The sequence below is a fragment of the Streptomyces sp. NPDC006385 genome (genome assembly GCF_040612485.1).
Lineage (GTDB): Bacteria > Actinomycetota > Actinomycetes > Streptomycetales > Streptomycetaceae > Streptomyces.
Genome location: NZ_JBEXQG010000032.1, coordinates 65,059 through 82,222, shown reverse-complemented (window position 1 = coordinate 82,222; position 17,164 = coordinate 65,059). Strand labels below are relative to the sequence as shown.

General features: G+C 70.7%; 14 protein-coding genes and 2 pseudogenes. 11 read left to right on the top strand and 5 right to left on the bottom strand.

Annotated features, from left to right (window positions below):
- The first annotated feature begins 25 nt into the window (after positions 1–25).
- Positions 26–1,033 (top strand): ornithine carbamoyltransferase, encoded by a 1,008-nt coding sequence (gene argF / locus ABZ078_RS23960; RefSeq protein ID WP_356578211.1) that lies wholly within the window; start codon positions 26–28, stop codon positions 1,031–1,033.
- A gap of 9 nt (positions 1,034–1,042) precedes the next feature.
- Here the strand turns inward: argF and ABZ078_RS23955 are convergent, their stop codons facing one another.
- Positions 1,043–1,495, bottom strand: coding sequence for an ATP-binding protein (locus ABZ078_RS23955; protein WP_356578209.1), 453 nt, complete (start codon positions 1,493–1,495; stop codon positions 1,043–1,045).
- 333 nt (positions 1,496–1,828) lie between these two features.
- Here ABZ078_RS23955 and ABZ078_RS23950 point away from each other — a divergent pair, with 333 nt between their 5' ends.
- Together ABZ078_RS23950 and ABZ078_RS23945 are read left to right on the top strand one after the other, a co-directional pair.
- On the top strand, positions 1,829–2,656 hold the full coding sequence (locus ABZ078_RS23950; protein WP_356578207.1) for an enoyl-CoA hydratase family protein: 828 nt from the start codon (positions 1,829–1,831) through the stop codon (positions 2,654–2,656).
- The gene (locus tag ABZ078_RS23945; protein WP_356578205.1) at positions 2,653–4,995 is read left to right on the top strand and encodes a bifunctional salicylyl-CoA 5-hydroxylase/oxidoreductase; all 2,343 of its coding nucleotides are present in this window, start codon (positions 2,653–2,655) and stop codon (positions 4,993–4,995) included. The genes ABZ078_RS23950 and ABZ078_RS23945 overlap by 4 nt, the downstream gene beginning before the upstream one ends.
- A 52-nt stretch (positions 4,996–5,047) precedes the next feature.
- On the opposite strand, the gene ABZ078_RS23940 is transcribed toward ABZ078_RS23945, so the two are convergent.
- Together ABZ078_RS23940 and ABZ078_RS23935 are read right to left on the bottom strand one after the other, a co-directional pair.
- Entirely contained in the window at positions 5,048–5,860 is an 813-nt protein-coding gene (locus tag ABZ078_RS23940) for a PaaX family transcriptional regulator C-terminal domain-containing protein (protein WP_356578203.1), read from the bottom strand.
- Positions 5,861–5,875: 15 nt separating this feature from the next.
- On the bottom strand, positions 5,876–7,489 hold the full coding sequence (locus ABZ078_RS23935; RefSeq protein ID WP_356578201.1) for an AMP-binding protein: 1,614 nt from the start codon (positions 7,487–7,489) through the stop codon (positions 5,876–5,878).
- Between the two features lie 172 nt (positions 7,490–7,661).
- Here ABZ078_RS23935 and ABZ078_RS23930 point away from each other — a divergent pair, with 172 nt between their 5' ends.
- Both ABZ078_RS23930 and ABZ078_RS23925 read left to right on the top strand, forming a co-directional pair.
- Positions 7,662–9,128 carry an acyl-CoA dehydrogenase family protein gene (locus ABZ078_RS23930; protein ID WP_356578199.1) on the top strand — a complete coding sequence of 489 codons (1,467 nt, stop codon included), beginning with the start codon at positions 7,662–7,664 and terminating at the stop codon, positions 9,126–9,128.
- Positions 9,125–9,523, top strand: coding sequence for a RidA family protein (locus ABZ078_RS23925; RefSeq protein WP_356578197.1), 399 nt, complete (start codon positions 9,125–9,127; stop codon positions 9,521–9,523). Before ABZ078_RS23930 ends, ABZ078_RS23925 begins: the two co-directional genes overlap by 4 nt.
- 44 nt (positions 9,524–9,567) lie before the next feature.
- On the opposite strand, the pseudogene ABZ078_RS23920 reads toward ABZ078_RS23925, so the two are convergent.
- Positions 9,568–9,657 (bottom strand): annotated as a pseudogene (locus ABZ078_RS23920) (DUF5999 family protein); the annotation flags it as partial.
- A 186-nt stretch (positions 9,658–9,843) separates the two neighbouring features.
- Here ABZ078_RS23920 and ABZ078_RS23915 point away from each other — a divergent pair.
- The 4 genes from ABZ078_RS23915 to ABZ078_RS23900 all read left to right on the top strand — a co-directional run bounded on the left by ABZ078_RS23915 (position 9,844) and on the right by ABZ078_RS23900 (position 14,184).
- Complete coding sequence (locus ABZ078_RS23915; protein ID WP_356578195.1) at positions 9,844–10,887, top strand: tyrosine-type recombinase/integrase; 1,044 nt, start codon at positions 9,844–9,846, stop codon at positions 10,885–10,887.
- The gene (locus ABZ078_RS23910; RefSeq protein WP_356578193.1) at positions 10,884–13,172 is read left to right on the top strand and encodes a tyrosine-type recombinase/integrase; all 2,289 of its coding nucleotides are present in this window, start codon (positions 10,884–10,886) and stop codon (positions 13,170–13,172) included. Before ABZ078_RS23915 ends, ABZ078_RS23910 begins: the two co-directional genes overlap by 4 nt.
- A complete protein-coding gene (locus ABZ078_RS23905; RefSeq protein WP_356578191.1) occupies positions 13,159–13,575 on the top strand; it encodes a DUF6262 family protein in 417 nt (138 codons plus the stop codon). The genes ABZ078_RS23910 and ABZ078_RS23905 overlap by 14 nt, the downstream gene beginning before the upstream one ends.
- A gap of 90 nt (positions 13,576–13,665) precedes the next feature.
- Complete coding sequence (locus tag ABZ078_RS23900) at positions 13,666–14,184, top strand: AAA family ATPase (protein ID WP_356578189.1); 519 nt, start codon at positions 13,666–13,668, stop codon at positions 14,182–14,184.
- Between the two features lie 94 nt (positions 14,185–14,278).
- On the opposite strand, the pseudogene ABZ078_RS23895 reads toward ABZ078_RS23900, so the two are convergent.
- Positions 14,279–14,392: pseudogene (locus tag ABZ078_RS23895) on the bottom strand (DUF5999 family protein); the annotation flags it as partial.
- A 261-nt stretch (positions 14,393–14,653) separates the two neighbouring features.
- On the opposite strand from ABZ078_RS23895, the gene ABZ078_RS23890 reads away from it, so the two are divergent.
- Complete coding sequence (locus ABZ078_RS23890; RefSeq protein ID WP_356578188.1) at positions 14,654–15,124, top strand: DUF6299 family protein; 471 nt, start codon at positions 14,654–14,656, stop codon at positions 15,122–15,124.
- A gap of 684 nt (positions 15,125–15,808) precedes the next feature.
- Positions 15,809–17,137 carry a type III glutamate--ammonia ligase gene (gene glnT, locus ABZ078_RS23885; protein WP_356578187.1) on the top strand — a complete coding sequence of 443 codons (1,329 nt, stop codon included), beginning with the start codon at positions 15,809–15,811 and terminating at the stop codon, positions 17,135–17,137.
- The last annotated feature ends 27 nt before the right edge of the window (positions 17,138–17,164 follow it).

Genomic DNA, 17,164 nt, shown 5'->3' with positions numbered 1-17,164 from the left:
GTACTCGCACCACTGGAGCGCCCCCATGGCGACTGTCCCGACCGCCCTCGCCGGCCGCCACTTCCTCAAGGAGCTCGACTTCACCGAGCAGGAGTTCCGCGGGCTGCTCGAACTGGCCGCCGAGTTGAAGGCCGCCAAGAAGGCCGGGGCGGAGACGCAGTACCTGCGAGGCAGGAACATCGCGCTGATCTTCGAGAAGACCTCGACGCGCACCCGTTGCGCGTTCGAGGTCGCGGCCGCCGATCAGGGCGCCTCGACGACGTACCTGGACCCCTCGGGTTCGCAGATCGGCCACAAGGAGTCCGTGAAGGACACCGCGCGCGTGCTGGGGCGGATGTACGACGGGATCGAGTACCGCGGGGACAGCCAGCAGAAGGTCGAGGAGCTGGCGCGGTACGCGGGCGTGCCCGTCTACAACGGCCTGACCGACGACTGGCACCCCACCCAGATGCTGGCCGACGTGCTCACCATGACCGAGCACAGCGGCAGGCCGCCCAAGGAGGTCGCCTTCGCCTACCTGGGCGACGCCCGCTTCAACATGGGCAACTCGTACCTGGTCACCGGCGCCCTGCTCGGCATGGACGTACGCATCGTCGCCCCGAAGACCTACTGGCCCGCCCAGGACGTCGTCGACCGGGCCAGGGAGCTCGCCGGGGCCGGCGGGGGGCGTATCACCCTCACCGAGGCGGTCGAGGAGGGCGTGGCGGGCGTCGACTTCGTCGTCACCGACGTCTGGGTCTCCATGGGGGAGCCCAGGGAGGTCTGGGACGAGCGGATCGCGGCCCTCGCCCCGTACGCCGTGACCATGGACGTCCTGCGCGCCACCGGGAACCCGGACGTCAAGTTCATGCACTGCCTGCCGGCCTTTCATGACCTCGGCACGAAGGTCGGGCGGGAGATCTTCGACAGACACGGGCTCGAGTCGCTGGAGGTGACCGACGAGGTGTTCGAGTCGGTGCACTCAGTGGTCTTCGACGAGGCGGAGAACCGGATGCACACGATCAAGGCCGTGCTGGTGGCGACGCTGGGCTGAGTTCCGGGATCACACCGGACGGCGTTGCGCCGGTACGACCGGCAGGCGGAACCACACGGCTTTGCCGGAGTGGGTCGGGCGATGGCCGCAGGACGAGCTGAGGGCGCGGATCAGCAGCAGACCGCGGCCGTGCTCCTGCCAGGGGTCGGGCTCAGCCAGGGTGGGCCGGGTCAGTTGGCCGGGCGGCGCCGGGTCCGGGTCGTGCACCTCCACCTGGCAGCCGGACGGCAGCAGCTCCACCACGAGCTCTATCGGGCCGTTGCCCGCCGTGTGCTCCACCGCGTTCGCCACCAGCTCCGCCGTGAGCAGCTCCGCGGTGTCGCTGTCGGCGGCGTGCTCCAGCTCGGCCAGCGCCGTACGGACCAGTGCGCGCGCTACGGGCACGGCCGCGGCGGTGTGCGGCAGCGCGATGCGCCAGGAGGCGGAGGCGGGTGAGCGATCGTGCAAGGCGGGTCCGTTCATGAGCAGGCTGTCCTGCTTTCAACCTGATGAATGGTACGGCGCCACCCGGCAGCGACGTCCGACGGGCACCGTTCGGGACCTTCGGCCCCGACTGCTGGGCGGCTTACCCGGGTGAACGGCCGGCCTCGCACGGCTGATCCCGCCGTTACGCGAGTGTCGACGAGCCGTGACGGATGTGACGGGGCCAGGTCACAACCCCGGGCGGCGCGAACCGGCCGACCTATCGCGCGCTCGTGACGACAGTCAAAGTTGGGTGATAGCTTCGAGGGTAGAGCTCGAAGGGCAGAGCTCGATGAGGCAGTGCCCGCCGTCCGCCCGAGGAGGCCGCACGTCATGAGTCCCTTCACCGGCTCCGCCGCCCGCACCTCCGACTGGGAGCATCTGCGGGTCGAGCACGCCGACGGGGTCGCCACCGTCACCCTCGCCCGCCCCGACAAACTCAACGCGCTCACCTTCGGCGCCTACGCCGACCTGCGCGATCTGCTCGCCGAGCTGTCCCGGGAGAGGGCGGTACGGGCCCTGGTGCTGGCCGGCGAGGGCCGCGGCTTCTGCTCCGGCGGCGACGTCGACGAGATCATCGGCGCCACCCTGTCCATGGACACCGCCCAGCTCCTCGACTTCAACCGGATGACCGGACAGGTCGTGCGAGCCGTACGGGAGTGCCCGTTCCCGGTGATCGCCGCGGTGCACGGGGTCGCGGCCGGGGCGGGTGCCGTCCTGGCCCTCGCGGCCGACTTCCGGGTCGCCGACCCCACCGCCCGCTTCGCCTTCCTCTTCACCCGCGTCGGCCTGTCCGGCGGCGACATGGGCGCGGCCTACCTGCTGCCGAGGGTCGTGGGCCTCGGCCACGCCACCCGCCTGCTCATGCTGGGCGAACCGGTCCGCGCCCCGGAGGCCGAGCGCATCGGCCTGATCAGCGAACTGACGCAGGAGGGACGCGCGGACGACACCGCACAGGCGCTGGCCCGCCGCCTGGCCGACGGCCCGGCCCTGGCGTACGCCCAGACGAAAGCCCTGCTGACGGCCGAGCTGGACATGCCGCTGGCAGCGGCAGTGGAGATGGACGCCTCGACCCAGGCCCTCCTGATGAACGGCGAGGACTACGCGGAGTTCCACGCGGCGTTCACCGAGAAGCGGCCTCCGAAATGGAGGGGACGGTGAGTGTGCTGAGCAAAGGGGCGCCGCCGAGGACGACCGGCCGGCCTCTACGCGTCGCGATCACCGGCGGTGGCCCCGGAGGGCTGTACGCGGCAGCGCTGCTGAAACGCCTCGATCCGACCCGCGAAGTCACCGTCTGGGAACGCAACGCCCCCGACGACACCTTCGGCTTCGGAGTCGTCCTCTCCGACGAAACCCTCGGCGGCATCGAACACGCCGACCCAGTCGTCTACGAGGCCCTGCACCAGCACTTCACCCGCTGGGACGACATCGACATCGTCCACCGCGACACCCGCCACACCTCAGGCGGCCACGGATTCGCCGCCCTCGGCAGAAGGCGGCTCCTGGAAATCCTGCACGACCGCTGCCGCGCCCTCGGTGTGGAACTCCGCTTCCGCACCGAGGCCCCGTGCGCCGCATGGCTGGCGGAGACATACGACCTCGTCATCGCCGCAGACGGTGTGCACAGCACCACCCGCGAGGCCCACGCCCATGTGTTCCGCCCCCATGTGGACGAGCACCACTGCCGCTACATCTGGCTGGCCGCCGACTTCGCCTTCGACGCCTTCCGCTTCGAGATCGCCGAGACCGAGCACGGCGTGATGCAACTGCACGGCTACCCCTACGCGGCAGACGCCTCCACCGTCATCGTCGAAATGCGCGAGGAGGTGTGGCGCGCGGCCGGATTCGACGAGCTCGACGAGCAGGAGTCGGTCGCACGCTGCGCCAAGATCTTCGCCGACGCGCTCGGCGGCCGCCCGCTCAAGTCCAACAAGTCGACCTGGACCACCTTCCGCACCGTCGTCAACGAACGCTGGTCGCACGACAACATCGTCCTGCTCGGCGACGCCGCCCACACCGCCCACTTCTCCATCGGCTCCGGCACCAAGCTCGCCGTCGAGGACGCCCTCGCGCTCGCCGCCTGCCTGGAGGAACAGTCCGACCTGGCCGACGCGTTGAGCGCCTACGAGGCCGAGCGCAAGCCCGTCGTCGCCTCCACGCAGCGCGCCGCCCGCGCCAGCCTGGAGTGGTTCGAGAACCTCGGGCTCTACCTCGACCAGCCGCCCCGCCAGTTCGCCTTCAACCTGCTCACCCGCAGCCGCCGCGTCACCCACGACAACCTGCGCCTGCGCGACGCCCGCTTCACCGAGGAGGTGGAGCGCGAGTTCGGCTGCCCGCCCGGCACGCCCCCGATGTTCACGCCGTTCCGGCTGCGCGGCCTGACCCTGCGCAACCGCGTCGTCGTGTCCCCCATGGACATGTACTCGGCCACGGACGGCGTTCCCGGCGACTTCCACCTCGTCCACCTCGGCGCCCGCGCTCTCGGCGGCGCCGGTCTGGTGATGACCGAGATGGTGTGCGTCAGCCCTGAGGGGCGGATCACGCCCGGCTGTGCCGGCCTCTACACCGGCAGACAGGCCGAGGCATGGAAGCGGATCGTTCAGTTCGTGCACACCCAGGCACCCGGTACCGCGCTAGGTGTGCAGCTGGGCCACAGCGGGCGCAAGGGCTCCACGAAGCTGATGTGGGAGGGCATCGACGAGCCCCTGGAGGACGGCAACTGGCCGCTCGTGGCCGCCTCCCCGATCCCCTACAAGCCCTGCAGCCAGACCCCGCGCGAGCTCACCCGCGCTCAACTCACCGACATCCGCGAGCAGTTCGCGGCCGCGGCCTGGCGGGCCGCCCGGGCCGGCTTCGACCTTCTCGAACTGCACTGCGCGCACGGCTACCTGCTCTCCGGCTTCCTCTCCCCGCTGACCAACCGCCGCACGGACGCCTACGGCGGCTCACTCGACAAACGGCTCCGCTTCCCGCTGGAGGTCTTCGACGCCGTACGCGGCGTATGGCCCGAGGAGCGGCCCATGACCGTGCGTATCTCCGCCACGGACTGGGCCGAGGGCGGCACCACCGCCGAGGACGCCGTCGACATCGCCCGCGCCTTCGCCGCGCACGGCGCCGACGCCATCGACGTGTCGACCGGACAGGTCGTGGCCGACGAGCGGCCGGAGTTCGGGCGGTCGTACCAGACGCCGTACGCGGACCGGATCCGGCACGCCACCGGCCTCCCGGTGATCGCGGTCGGCGCGATCTCCTCCTGGGACGACGTCAACTCCCTCATCCTGGCGGGGCGTACGGACCTGTGCGCCCTGGCCCGCCCACACCTCTACGACCCGCACTGGACCCTGCACGCGGCGGCCGAGCAGGGCTACGAGGGGCCGGGCGTCGTCTGGCCCGCCCCGTACCGCGCGGGCAGCCGCCGCCCTCAGACCGGCCGGACGGACGCTCCCAAGCCCAGGCTGAGCCTGGGAGCCGGCCTCCGTCCGGCGGCCGTTACGGAGTGACCGTGCTCGTTCGGGCCCTCCTTCACACTCGCGTCTTCACAGGGGCGCGGGATCACAGCCCCACGAACACGGCCCCCGCGTCCCGCAGGCGATCGTGCAGCCCCCGGAAGACGGCCGCCGAGCGCGCGCCCGGCCAGTCCTCGGGCAGCAGCCGGGCGGGCAGGCCGGGGTCGGCGTAGGGCAGATGGCGCCAGGAGTCCAGGGCGAGGAGGTAGTCGCGGTACGCCTCCTCGGGCGGGGTGTCCTCCCGTCGCTCCCAGGCGCGCAGCACGCGCGCGTGCCGGTCGAGGAACTCCTCGTGCTCCTTGGCGATCGCGGCCAGGTCCCACCAGCGGGCGACGGCCTCCGCGGTCGGCGTGAAACCGAGATGCTCACCGCGGAAGAAGTCGACGTACTCCTCCAGCCGCAGCCGTTGCAGGGTGTGCCGCGCCTCCTCGGAGAGCCGGGCCGGCGCGATCCACACGCCGGGGGCCGCCGTTCCGAAGCCGAGCCCGGCCAGCCGGGAGCGCAGCACATGCCGCTTCTGCCGCTCCGACTCCGGCACCGAGAACACCGCCAGCACCCAGCCCTCGTCCTCGGGCGGCACGGCGGCGTAGATGCGCCGGTCGCCGTCGTCGAGCAACTGGCGGGCGTCCGACGACAGTTCGTAGCCCGCCGCGCGCTGTGCCGTACGGGCCGGCAGCAGCAGCCCGCGCCGCTTCAGCCGGGACACCGACGAACGTACGGAGGGAGCGTCCACGCCGACCGCGGCCAGCAGTCTGATCAGCTCGGCGACCGGCACCGGGCCGGGCATGTGGCGGCCGTACGCGCCGTAGAGCGTGACGATGAGAGACCGTGGTGCATGCTGGTCGGACACGTTGATCATCTTAGGTCGTACGGATCACTCCGGGTCACCCGGCGGGTCACCACCCTCGCGCAGCCTGAACCTCTGCAGCTTGCCGGTCGCGGTGCGCGGCAGGGCGTCCAGGAACACGATCTCGCGCGGGCACTTGTACGGCGCCAGCTCGGCCTTGACGAACGCCCGCAGCGCCTCCGCGTCCCGGCGCGCACCCTCCCTGAGTACCGCGTATGCCACCACGACCTGTCCGCGTGCCTCGTCGGGCCGCCCCACCACGGCTGTCTCCAGCACGTCCGGATGGCGCAGCAGCGCCTCCTCGACCTCCGGACCCGCGATGTTGTAGCCGGCCGAGATGATCATGTCGTCCGCGCGGGCGACATAGCGGAAGTAGCCGTCACTCTCCCGGACGTAGGTGTCGCCGGTGATGTTCCAGCCGTGGCGCACGTACTCGCGCTGCCGGGGGTCGGCGAGATAGCGGCAGCCGACCGGCCCGCGCACCGCGAGCAGCCCCGGCTCGCCGTCCGGCTGCTCCCGGCCCTCGCCGTCGACCACGCGCGCGTGCCACCCCGGTACCGGCACTCCGGTCGTCCCGGGCCTGATGTGCTCGTCGGCCGCCGAGATGAAGATGTGCAGCAGCTCGGTGGCGCCGATGCCGTTGATGATGCGCAGCCCGGTCCGCTCGTGCCAGGCCCGCCAGGTGGCGGCGGGCAGGTTCTCACCCGCGGAGACACAGCGGCGCAGGGAGGAGATGTCGTGCGAGTCGAGCTCGTCGAGCATCGCGCGGTACGCCGTCGGCGCGGTGAACAGCACGGACACCCGGTGCTCGGCGATCGCGGGCAACAGCCGTCCGGGACCGGCCTGTTCGAGGAGCAGGGCGCTGGCGCCGACCCGCATCGGGAAGACGACGAGCCCGCCGAGCCCGAAGGTGAAGCCGAGCGGGGGACTGCCGGCGAACACATCGCCCACATGGGGGCGCAGCACATGTGCCGAGAAGGTGTCGGCGATCGCGAGCACATCCCGGTGGAAGTGCATACAGCCCTTGGGTCGTCCGGTGGTCCCTGAGGTGAAGGCGATGAGCGCGACGTCGTCGGCCGCGGTCTCGGCGGCGGGGTAGGGCGCGTCCGCCGCCGGGCGGCGCAGCAGGTCGTCGGGGGCGTCACCGCCGTACGTCGTGATCCGCAGCCCCGGGATCTCGGCCTTGGCGAGGTCGTCGACCGCCCGGACGTCGCACAGCGCGTGCCGCACCCGGGCCATCTCGCACATGGTCCGCAGTTCGTGCGGCCGCTGCTGGGCCAGCACGGTGACGGCGACCGCGCCGGCCTTCAGCACCGCCAGCCAGCAGGCGGCCAGCCAGGGCGTCGTCGGGCCCCTCAGCAGCACCCGGTTCCCGGGGACGACTCCGAGGTCGCCGGTGAGCAGATGGGCGATCCGGTCGACGCGGGCGCGCAGTGTGCCGTACGTCCATGTGGCGCCGGACGGGGTGTGGAACACGGGCCGCTCGTCGTCGTGGCCGTCCAGCAGTTCGGCGGCCGCGTTGAGCCGATCGGGGTAACGCAGCTGGGGAAGGTCGAAACGGAGCTCGGGCCACTGGTCGGGCGGTGGCAGGTGCTCGCGGGCGAAGGTGTCGACGTGCGCGGAGCGGTGCAGACCGGCCATGGCGGTTCGCCCCCTTGCCGTGTGGGCTGCCTCGTGGGCGTCGTGGTGGGCTCGCACAGGGAGCGTATCGTGTTGGTGACGGCAGTCAATGGGGCGCGATACCGTCGGGAGGGTCAGTCGAGGAGGTCCGTCGAGAGCGTCCGCCGCGGACGGCTCCGTAGGGAGGTCGGCAATGCCCGCATTCTCGCTCGATCCGCCGCAAACCGCATGGTGCGCCGAACTGCGCACCCTCGCCGCCGAACGACTGCGCCCGCTCGCGGAGAAGGGCGAACCCGGGCATGTGAACCGCGCCCTGGTCGCCGAACTCGGTCAACTGGGGCTGCTGGAACGGCTGTTCACCTCAGGGGCGGTCGACCTGTGCCTGATGCGGGAGTCCCTCGCCTACGCCTGCACGGAGGCGGAGACCGCGCTCGCCCTCCAGGGCCTCGGCGCCCATCCGGTCCACGCGCACGGCACCCCGGCCCAGCGCGAGCGCTGGCTGCCCCGGGTGGCGGAGGGCAGCGCCGTGGCGGCCTTCGCGCTGAGCGAGCCGGGGGCGGGGTCGGACGCGGCGGCGCTGGAACTGCGGGCGCGACCGGAGGCCGCCGGGACGACGGGTCCGCCGGCGGCATCCGGGAGTGCGCGATCGGTCGACGCCCCGGATGCCCAGCCTCGGGACGCGCGTCAGGTCGGCGCCCCACCGTACGCCCGGGCTGGCGGCGCGCGTGCTGCCGGCGCCCCGCACGCCGAGGCCGGGGGAGCCCGCGTCGCCGACTCGCCTCCCGCCGTGTCCGGCTCGCCGCCCGCTGTGCCCGGTCCGCCCTCCGCCGGGCCCGGCTCGTCTCCTGCCGCGCCCGGCGCGTCCGCCGTTCCCGCCGAGCCGGTCGCCCCGCTCGGCGCCGCCCGGGCCGGTGCTCCTCTCGCCGCGCACCCCGACGGTCCCGCCCGCTGGCGGCTCACCGGCGAGAAGTGCTGGATCTCCAACGCCCCCGAGGCCGACTTCTACACCGTCTTCGCCCGCACCACCCCCGGCGCCGGCGCCCGCGGAGTCACCGCCTTCCTGGTCCCCGCCGACCGCCCCGGCCTCACCGGAGCGGGCCTCGACATGCTGTCCCCGCACCCCATCGGCACCCTGACCTTCGGCGCCGTCCCCGTCACCGCCGACGACGTCCTGGGCGAACCCGACCGAGGCTTCCGCGTCGCGATGGGCACCCTCAACCTCTTCCGGCCCAGCGTCGGCGCCTTCGCCGTCGGCATGGCCCAGGCCGCCCTCGACGCGACCCTCGCCCACACCGCCCGACGGGACGCCTTCGGCGGCAAGTTGAAGGACCTCCAGACGGTCGCCCACCAGGTGGCGGAGATGGCCCTGCGCACGGAGGCGGCCCGGCTCATGGTGTACGCGGCGGCGACGGCGTACGACGACGGCGCCCCGGACGTCCCCAAGCGCGCCGCGATGGCCAAACTGCTCGCCACCGAGACCGCGCAGTACGTCGTCGACCAGGCCGTCCAACTGCACGGCGCCCGCGCCCTGCGCCGCGGCCACCTCCTGGAACACCTCTACCGCGAGGTCCGGGCGCCGCGCGTGTACGAGGGGGCGAGCGAGGTGCAACGCGGGATCATCGCCAAGGAGCTGTACGCGGAAGGGAAGGTCGCCCCGTGACCGCCGAGCGCATCAACCCGCCTGCCCTCTCCCCGCCCACGGGCTTCTCCCACGCGGTCCTCGCCACCGGCTCACGCGTCGTCTTCCTGGCCGGTCAGACCGCGCTCGACGCCGACGGCAAGGTGGTCGGTCGGACGCTGCCGGAGCAGTTCGAGCGGGCGTTGACGAATCTGCTCACCGCCCTGGCGGCGGCCGGCGGCACACCGGCCGACCTCGCGCGGGTCACCGTCTACGCCACGGACGTCGCCGCATACCGCGCCCACGTCGCCGAACTCGGTCGAACCTGGCGGCAGTTGGCCGGGCGGGACTATCCGGCGATGGCGGTCGTCGGGGTCGTACGCCTGTGGGACGAGCAGGCGATGGTCGAGCTCGACGGCTTCGCCGTCCTGCCGTAGGCCGTCCTGCCATCCATAGGCCGTCCTGCCATGGGCAGACCTGCTCAGGCGGCCATGGCGAGTTGCTCGGCCGGAACCCGGTGCGGTGCGACGACGCGGCCGTCCGGCAGCAGTTCGCCGCTGTCGTCGACTATGTCCATCAGCCTTGCGGGTGTCTTTGATGTCCAACTCGCTGCCATGAAAGGGCCTTTCGGTGCTACATGGACGGGTTCTGTTCGCCTGTCCATGTCGTTCTGGGGTGTGGTGTGTCGTTCGCAGTGCAGAGGCTGCGGTTGTCCGAGGACGGTCCGATCTCGTACACCGTGGTTGGGGACGACGGCTTGCCCGTCGGTGACGTGGAGGACTTCCTCGCGTACCTGACGGCGAGGGGTGCATCGCCGAACACGGTCCAGGGCTACGCCTACGACCTGCGCGACTTCTTCGTCTGGTTGGAACAGATGGGCTTGGACTTCCGGCGCTTGCGACTGGAGGTCGTCGCCCAGTTCTTCGACTGGCTGCGCCGCCCGAAGCCGGCCCGAGCGCCGGAGGTGTTCGTGCTGCCGGGTGTCGGCCAGGCGCTGGAGAACACCACGCTGCAGCGGAAGCGGGCCGCGCTCGCCTCGTTCTACCGGTTCCACGCCCGGCGGGATCACAGAGTGCCCGCTCTGCTGGGGAACTTGCTGGTCAGGCAGCCGACAGGCACCTACACGCCGATGCTGGCGCACACTCAGCGGGGAGGCGAGGTCGAGTACAGCCCGATCCGCATCCACGCCCACCGCAAGCCGCCGCGAACGCTGACCGAGGATGAGGTCCAGCGGCTGATGAGCGCCTGCAACAGGCGGCGGGACCAGTTCCTGATCGCGCTCCTGGACGACTCGGGACTGCGGATCAGCGAGGCTCTGGGCCTGCGGCACGCCGACTTGAACCTCCGCAAGGGCGAGGTGAGCGTCGTACCCCGCGAGAACAACGCCAACCGTGCCCGGGTCAAAGGCATGAAGGGGCGGATCGTCCCGGTGCGACCGGAGCTGTTCGACCGCTACGCCGCCTACATGGAGAGCGAGTACGGCACGCTGGACTGCGACTTCGTGTTCGCCAACCTCTTCCGCGCTCCGATCGGCTCCCCGATGACCCGGGCGAACGTCAACGAGCTGGTGGAACGCCTGCAGAAGCGGACCGGCATCGCGCACTTCTCGCCGCACGCCTGCCGGCACACCTACGCCACACGACTGTTGCGGGCCAAGGTGCCGATCGAGGTGGTGGCCGAACTCCTCGGTCACGCCAGCCCGCAAACCACGGCTGAGATCTACAGCCACCTCAATGTCGAGGATCATCGCCGGGTGCTCTTGTCGGCAGGAGTCATCAAGGACGGAGCTTCGGCTCGGTGAACACGCCCCACGCACGCCGAGGCTCCGCAGGGCTGCTGGCGAAGCTGATGGAGACGGTGCGTCCGGAGTTCCGGCCCGAGGTGTTCTGTCCGCCGCGCGACAGCCCGGTGTTCTTCCCCGGCGAGTGCCGCATCCCGTCCTGCCCGACGACGCTGACCATGGGCCGGCTGAAGCTGTGCCGCACCCACCATCACCGCTGGGTGGCCGCAGGACGCCCGGTCGACCTGGACGGCTGGGCCGCGGAGGAGGATGCCCGACTGCGGCAACGCAATCAGGTGTCGGCCTGCCTGGTCTCCGGGTGCAACCGGGCCAGGGCGAGCCACGGTCTGTGTCACCGGCACGCCTCGCGGTGGACCCATGCCGGACGGCCACCCCTTGAGGACTGGGTGGCGCGAACCCTCTACCACCCGCCGCGCAGACCGTGGGCCGCCGAGAGGACCTGCGAGTTTCCTGACTGCTCGCGATGGACCGACAGCACCGATGCCCCGCTGTGTCACACGCACCACAACCGCTGGTACAAGCACGGCCGCCCTGACCTCAACACCTGGTACGACGACCTCGCCCGCCGCGGCGACCCGAAGATCCGCCTGGGCCAGCTCAGCCCCGCACTCCGCTTGGAGTTCCAGTTCGGACTGCAACACCGTCTCGACGAGGGACTGCGCTTCACCCCCGCCCGCGACGTGCGCCGCGCGGTCACCTGGGCCTGCCAGGCGCCGGTCACCAGCCTCCTGGACTGGGACGAGACCAGATGGCGTGACTACGTCGCACCCGTCGGGCCCGGCGGAAAGCGCCACGGTCACAACGTGGTCGCCTTCCGCTTCATCGCGGACACCCGCTTCGCACTGGAGCACCTGCTCATCGCCGATGACCCGTGGGCCGACCAGTATCCGCGCGAGACCTGGGACCTGCGGCACTTCGCCCTGGCTGAGGGCGAGACACGCTACCTGCGCTTCGGCGGCATAGCTCAACCCTGGCTGCGCGAGCTGGCCAAACGATGGTGCCGCTGGCGCATCAGCACGAACATCAGCGTCAACACGGTCGCACAGAACCTCCGCTCCCTGACCCACCTCGCGGGGCATCTTCCGCAGAACGCCGAGCCGGCCGATCTGACCCGCCCCAGGATCGAGGCGTGGATCGCGGCCCTGGCCGTCGACTACCCGGACGTGTTCACCCGCCGGGCGGCGGTCAACTCGCTGGGCCGATTCCTCGCCGACGCCCGCGCCCACGACTGGCAACCGGACCTGCCCCGCGACGCCGTCGTCTACAACGACGCCCCGCCTCCGCCGCCGGCCAAGCCCCGCTGGATCTCCGAGCACCTGATGCGGCAGATGGAGAACCCCGCCAACCTGGCACTGATCGCCACCGACGATCTCCGGCTCATGGTCCCGCTGCTGATCTCCTGCGGTCTGCGCATGAAGGACGCCCGGCGTCTGCGGTTCGACTGCGTCACCCACGACGACACCGGCGCCCCCTACCTGACCTGGGTCAACCACAAGATCCACGGCCGCATCGCGTTCTTCCCGATCAGCCAGGCCCTGGCCGACGAGATCGCCGCACAACAACGACGCGTCCAGGCCCGCTTCCCCGCCGGAAGCCGCTTCCTGTTCCCCGGCTGGCAGGCCAACCTCAACGGCAGCAAACCCGTCTCGGACACCTGGTGCCGCCAGCACATGGAGAGCTGGCTGGAGCGCATCCGTCTCATCGACGAGCACGGCCGCCCCGCCCGGGTGACCTTCCACCAGTTCCGCCACACCCTCGGCACCCGGCTGATCAACGCCAACGTGCCGCAGCACATCGTCCAGCAACTGCTCGATCACATGTCGCCGCAGATGACGGCCATTTACGCCCGGTTGCACCAGAAGACCCTGCGCGAGCACTGGGAGAAGTCCCTCAAGGTCAACGCCGAGGGCGAACCCGTCACACTGCCCGTCGATCACCCCCTCGCCGACGCCACCTGGATGCGGCTGTCCCTGGTCCGCGCCAAGGTCAGCCTCCCCAACGGCTACTGCGGAGCCCCCATCCAGACCGACTGCGAATACGCCAACCCCTGTCTGGACTGCCGGTTCTTCATCACCACCGGCGACTTCCTCGACCAGCACCGACGACAGCGTGATGAGACCCACAAGCTCATCGGCGACGCCGAGAAGGCCGGGCTGTCGCGCATCGTCGAGAAGAACACCCGCACGCTCGGCAAGCTCGACACCATCATCGAAGCCCTGGAACAGGCCGGCCCGCAGCAGATCGTGGCCGGCGGAAAGGTGACCGATCTCGATGCCACCGGCTGACAACGCCCGCTTCCTCGTCGAAGCATCGAAGACACGCAGCAGGCAGGCACGCGAGCGCCCAGAAGAAGCCGTGAAGGCTGCCTCCCGACATGGAGAACGGCCCACTGTCGTCGGCATCGCGAACGCGGCCGGCGTCTCCCGGTCCTGGCTATACACGCAGACCGACCTCATCACCGCGATCAACCAGCTCCAGCAGCGAGCCCCGGCCCCACACCGCAGCCCCCGGCATGCGGCCAGCGACACCTCCCTGCAACGCAGGCTGGAGACCGCACTCGAACGCAACCGGCAACTCCGCGACCAGGTCGCCGAACTCACCCGGAAGCTGGAGGCCGCCCACGGTGAAATCCGCCGACTCCGCGTCGTGGCCGCCGTGCCATCGAGTGGTACCGCTGAGCTCCGCTGAATCTCCTGGCGCGTCGGCTCGGATACTCCATCGACCAGCACAGGTCGGGACGCCTGCAGCGGCTCCGTCTCCGCGGATAGGGTCATCGGCATGATTATTTGGCTGAACGGGACCTTCGGCGCCGGCAAGACGACCACCTCGAAGGAACTCACCGCGCTCCTTCCAGAGGCAAGAGTCTTCGACTCCGAGACCGTCGGCTACATGCTGCGACACGTCCTCAACTCCGTTCCCGTCAAGGACTTCCAGGACTGGCCGCCATGGCGCGGGCTGGTCGTGGAGACCGCGTCGCAGGTCCTCGACTTCGTCGGCGGAGTGCTCGTCATCCCTCAAACGGTGCTGGTCGAGCAGTACTGGCGAGAGATCCACGCCGGGTTGACGAAGGCCGACATTCCGGTGCGGCACTTCGTGTTGCACACCGATCCAGACACGCTGGTCCAACGAATCGAGAGTGACACGGTCGAAACCGGTTCTCGGCAGTGGCGCCTGGACCACGTCCCGCGCTACCAGGACGCCCTTACCTGGCTTCGGCGAGAAGCCGAAGTGATCGACACCACTCACCTTGCGCCCACCGAGATCGCGCAGACGATCGCTGCCAGCGTTTCCAGTTGAGCGACAGGAGACGATTCCATCGCCCCACATAGACATGTCCGTCTCGCAAACCACCTGTTCAGAGGCCATCAGAGCCCGCAGAGATCTACATAACGTCGAACACGATCGCGCCGTTGCAGAGCAGACTCCAGCCCTGCTCGGGGTGTGCGGCCACCACATGTGCGGCGGCACCGTCGGAGGAAGGGCACGAAGGCTGGTGGGAACACATGGCGTACCTCCACATAGGACGGACGAGCCGAATGGGTCGTCCATACGGGTAGACCATGCGCGTGCGGCGAACTCACCGGAACGGCCCGCGATGAACCGTGACAACACACGGACCAGCACGCGGACAACACGCGGACAACACGCTGACCGATCCACGAAGGTCGGCGCGGACTCGCCACCGAAGGGGTGACGGTCACGCCCGCGGGCGCACCCGCCGGGTACCAGTGGAAGGCCCCACTCCGCTCACCCGGGAGGTCATCCCATGCACATGCGCCGCGTTCTCGCCACGCGCCCCGCCCTCGCCACCGCCGCCTGCGCCGCCCTGATCCTGCTGGTCGCCGCGCCCTCGGCCCCCGCCGACTCCTCGGCTCCCGAGGACCTGAAGGAGACCGTGACCATCGACACCACGGCTCGTATGGCCGCGGACGGCATCGTCACCATCTCCGGCACCTACCGCTGCGTCGACAGCACGGGCCCCACGTTCGTGAGCTCCTCCATCGGACAGGAGTCCTCCACCGTCCGGTACGCCGTCGGCGGCACCATGGCCGTGTGCGACGGCAAGCAGCACCGCTGGGAGAACAAGAGCAAGCCCTCCCCGACCACCCTCAAGCACGGCAAGGCGGAGGTCGAGGCCACCATCGTGGAGCTGTACCCGGTGGGCGGACTGGGCGGCCTGCCCCTGCCCCGCTTCCACGCGCTGGAGAAGAAGGACATCACCCTGTCGAAGAAGTGACGGCACCCCACCGCGCCACGCGCACCGCGCCCCCCCCTCCGGGAGGGGTGCGGTGCCGTGCGGGCGGCGCATTCCTGAACGGCAACGCGGGCTTCTCGAGGGGCTCGCGGCCGGTGAAGATCCTGCGGCTTGGGCGCCGGGCGACCGGCGGTCGGCTCACACCCTGCGCGACCGTGGACTTCTGAACGTCAGGCGCGGTGGCGGGGAGGCACGCGCGGAGGCCACCGAAGCCAGCCGCCGTCGGGACTGCGCCTTCGGCGGCAAGTGCCGCGCGGCGTGGATCCACGAGGCGGAAAGCGCACTCCGATGCCTTGCAGCGCACGGCCCGTCGCTCGCGCGCGACGGGCGAAGGCGATGGAGTTGGTGGAGCGGCTGGTTGCCGAGGGGCCTGTCTACGAGGCCGTCAGCGAGGAGAAGTACGGGCCAATGCGGAGCCGCCCGTCGCAACGGGCGTCCTGACGCCCGTGTGACGCTCGGAGATTGCCGCCGACAGGCTTTGCCCTGCGGTCTTCTGATGATCTGCCAGGGCCGGGTTCCGCCTCCGGGTGGTGCCCGGCCTGTCGGCTTACGGGGACCTTCCCTCGCGGCAATACCGCCGTAACGCCCAGCATGTCTACTGCTGTGAAACGATGATTCGTATCAGTGGACGCCGCTGGGTGTCCCCTGGTGAGTAGGGAGGGCCCCATGACGACCGACCTGCAAACAGATGCACCCGATCTCGCCGAACTGGTTCGCGCCGACGGCGTCGAGTTCGTCCTCGCCGTCTTCGTCGACCTGACCGGCAAGCCCTGCGCCAAGCTCGTCCCGGCCCAGGCCGTCGAGGAACTGCGCGACGAGGGCGTCGGCTTCGCCGGGTACGCGGTCGGCGCGCTCGGCCAGCAGCCCAGCGATCCGGACGTCATCGCCCGCCCCGACGCCTCTTCGTACACGCCGATCCCCTTCGTGAAACCGGGCCTCGCCCTGGTGCACTGCGACCCGTACGTCGAGGGCAGGCAGTGGCCGTACGCGCCGCGCGTCATCCTCCGCAAACTTGTCGAGCGGGCCGCGGAGCAGGGGCTGTTGCTGTCCGTGGGCGCCGAGGTCGAGTACTTCCTGGTCAACCGGGACGAGCACGGGACACTCAGCGTCGCCGATGCCAGGGACACCGCCGCTCGACCCTGTTACGACGCCCGCGGCCTGACCCGGATGTACGACCACCTCACCGCCGTCTCCACCGCCATGAACAGCCTCGGCTGGGGCAACTACGCCAACGACCACGAGGACGGCAACGGCCAGTTCGAGCAGAACTTCCGGCACGCCGACGCCCTCACCACCGCCGACCGGGTCATCACCCTGAGGTATCTGGTGTCGGTCCTCGCCGAACAGCGTGGCATGACGGCGACCTTCATGCCGAAGCCGTTCACCGAGCGCACCGGCACCGGTATGCACCTGCACCTGTCGCTGTGGCGCGGGAGCGAGCCGACGTTCCCCGCCATGGACGATGCGCGCGGTCTCGGCCTGTCACCGCTCGCCTACTCCTTCGTCGCGGGGATCGTCGAGCATGCGCGGGCGCTGCAGGCCGTGATCGCGCCGACGGTCAACTCGTACAAGCGAACCGGCGCGGTCTCGACCCTGTCGGGCGCCACCTGGACGCCGCGGCTGGCGGGCTATGGCGGCAACGACCGCACGCACTTCGTCCGCGTCCCCGACGGCAACCGCGTCGAACTGCGCGGCGGAGACGGCGCCGCCAACCCCTACCTCGCCGCTGCCGCCGCCCTCGCGGCCGGACTCGACGGCATCGAGCGCGGCCTCGACCCGGGCGAACCCGGCGCGGCCGGCAAGGGCCCGGAACTCCCGCCGACCCTGCTGCACGCCGTCGAGGCGCTCCAGGCGGACGACGTGATCAGCGGCGCCCTGGACGCCGCCGGGAGCGGCGTGAGCCAGTACTTCGCGGACCTCAAGCGCGAGGAGTTCTTCGCATGGCACTCCACGGTGGGCGCGTGGGAGCTGGATCGCTACCTCACCGCTTTCTGACCCGTCCCCTCAAGCCGACAAGGAGAG

Coding starts and splice junctions, on each gene's coding strand:
- argF (WP_356578211.1), top strand. CDS start 26: ATGGCGACTGTCCCGACCGCCCTCGCCGGCCGCCACTTCCTCAAGGAG.
- ABZ078_RS23955 (WP_356578209.1), bottom strand. CDS start 1,495: ATGAACGGACCCGCCTTGCACGATCGCTCACCCGCCTCCGCCTCCTGG.
- ABZ078_RS23950 (WP_356578207.1), top strand. CDS start 1,829: ATGAGTCCCTTCACCGGCTCCGCCGCCCGCACCTCCGACTGGGAGCAT.
- ABZ078_RS23940 (WP_356578203.1), bottom strand. CDS start 5,860: ATGATCAACGTGTCCGACCAGCATGCACCACGGTCTCTCATCGTCACG.
- ABZ078_RS23935 (WP_356578201.1), bottom strand. CDS start 7,489: ATGGCCGGTCTGCACCGCTCCGCGCACGTCGACACCTTCGCCCGCGAG.
- ABZ078_RS23930 (WP_356578199.1), top strand. CDS start 7,662: ATGCCCGCATTCTCGCTCGATCCGCCGCAAACCGCATGGTGCGCCGAA.
- ABZ078_RS23905 (WP_356578191.1), top strand. CDS start 13,159: ATGCCACCGGCTGACAACGCCCGCTTCCTCGTCGAAGCATCGAAGACA.
- ABZ078_RS23900 (WP_356578189.1), top strand. CDS start 13,666: ATGATTATTTGGCTGAACGGGACCTTCGGCGCCGGCAAGACGACCACC.
- ABZ078_RS23890 (WP_356578188.1), top strand. CDS start 14,654: ATGCACATGCGCCGCGTTCTCGCCACGCGCCCCGCCCTCGCCACCGCC.
- glnT (WP_356578187.1), top strand. CDS start 15,809: ATGACGACCGACCTGCAAACAGATGCACCCGATCTCGCCGAACTGGTT.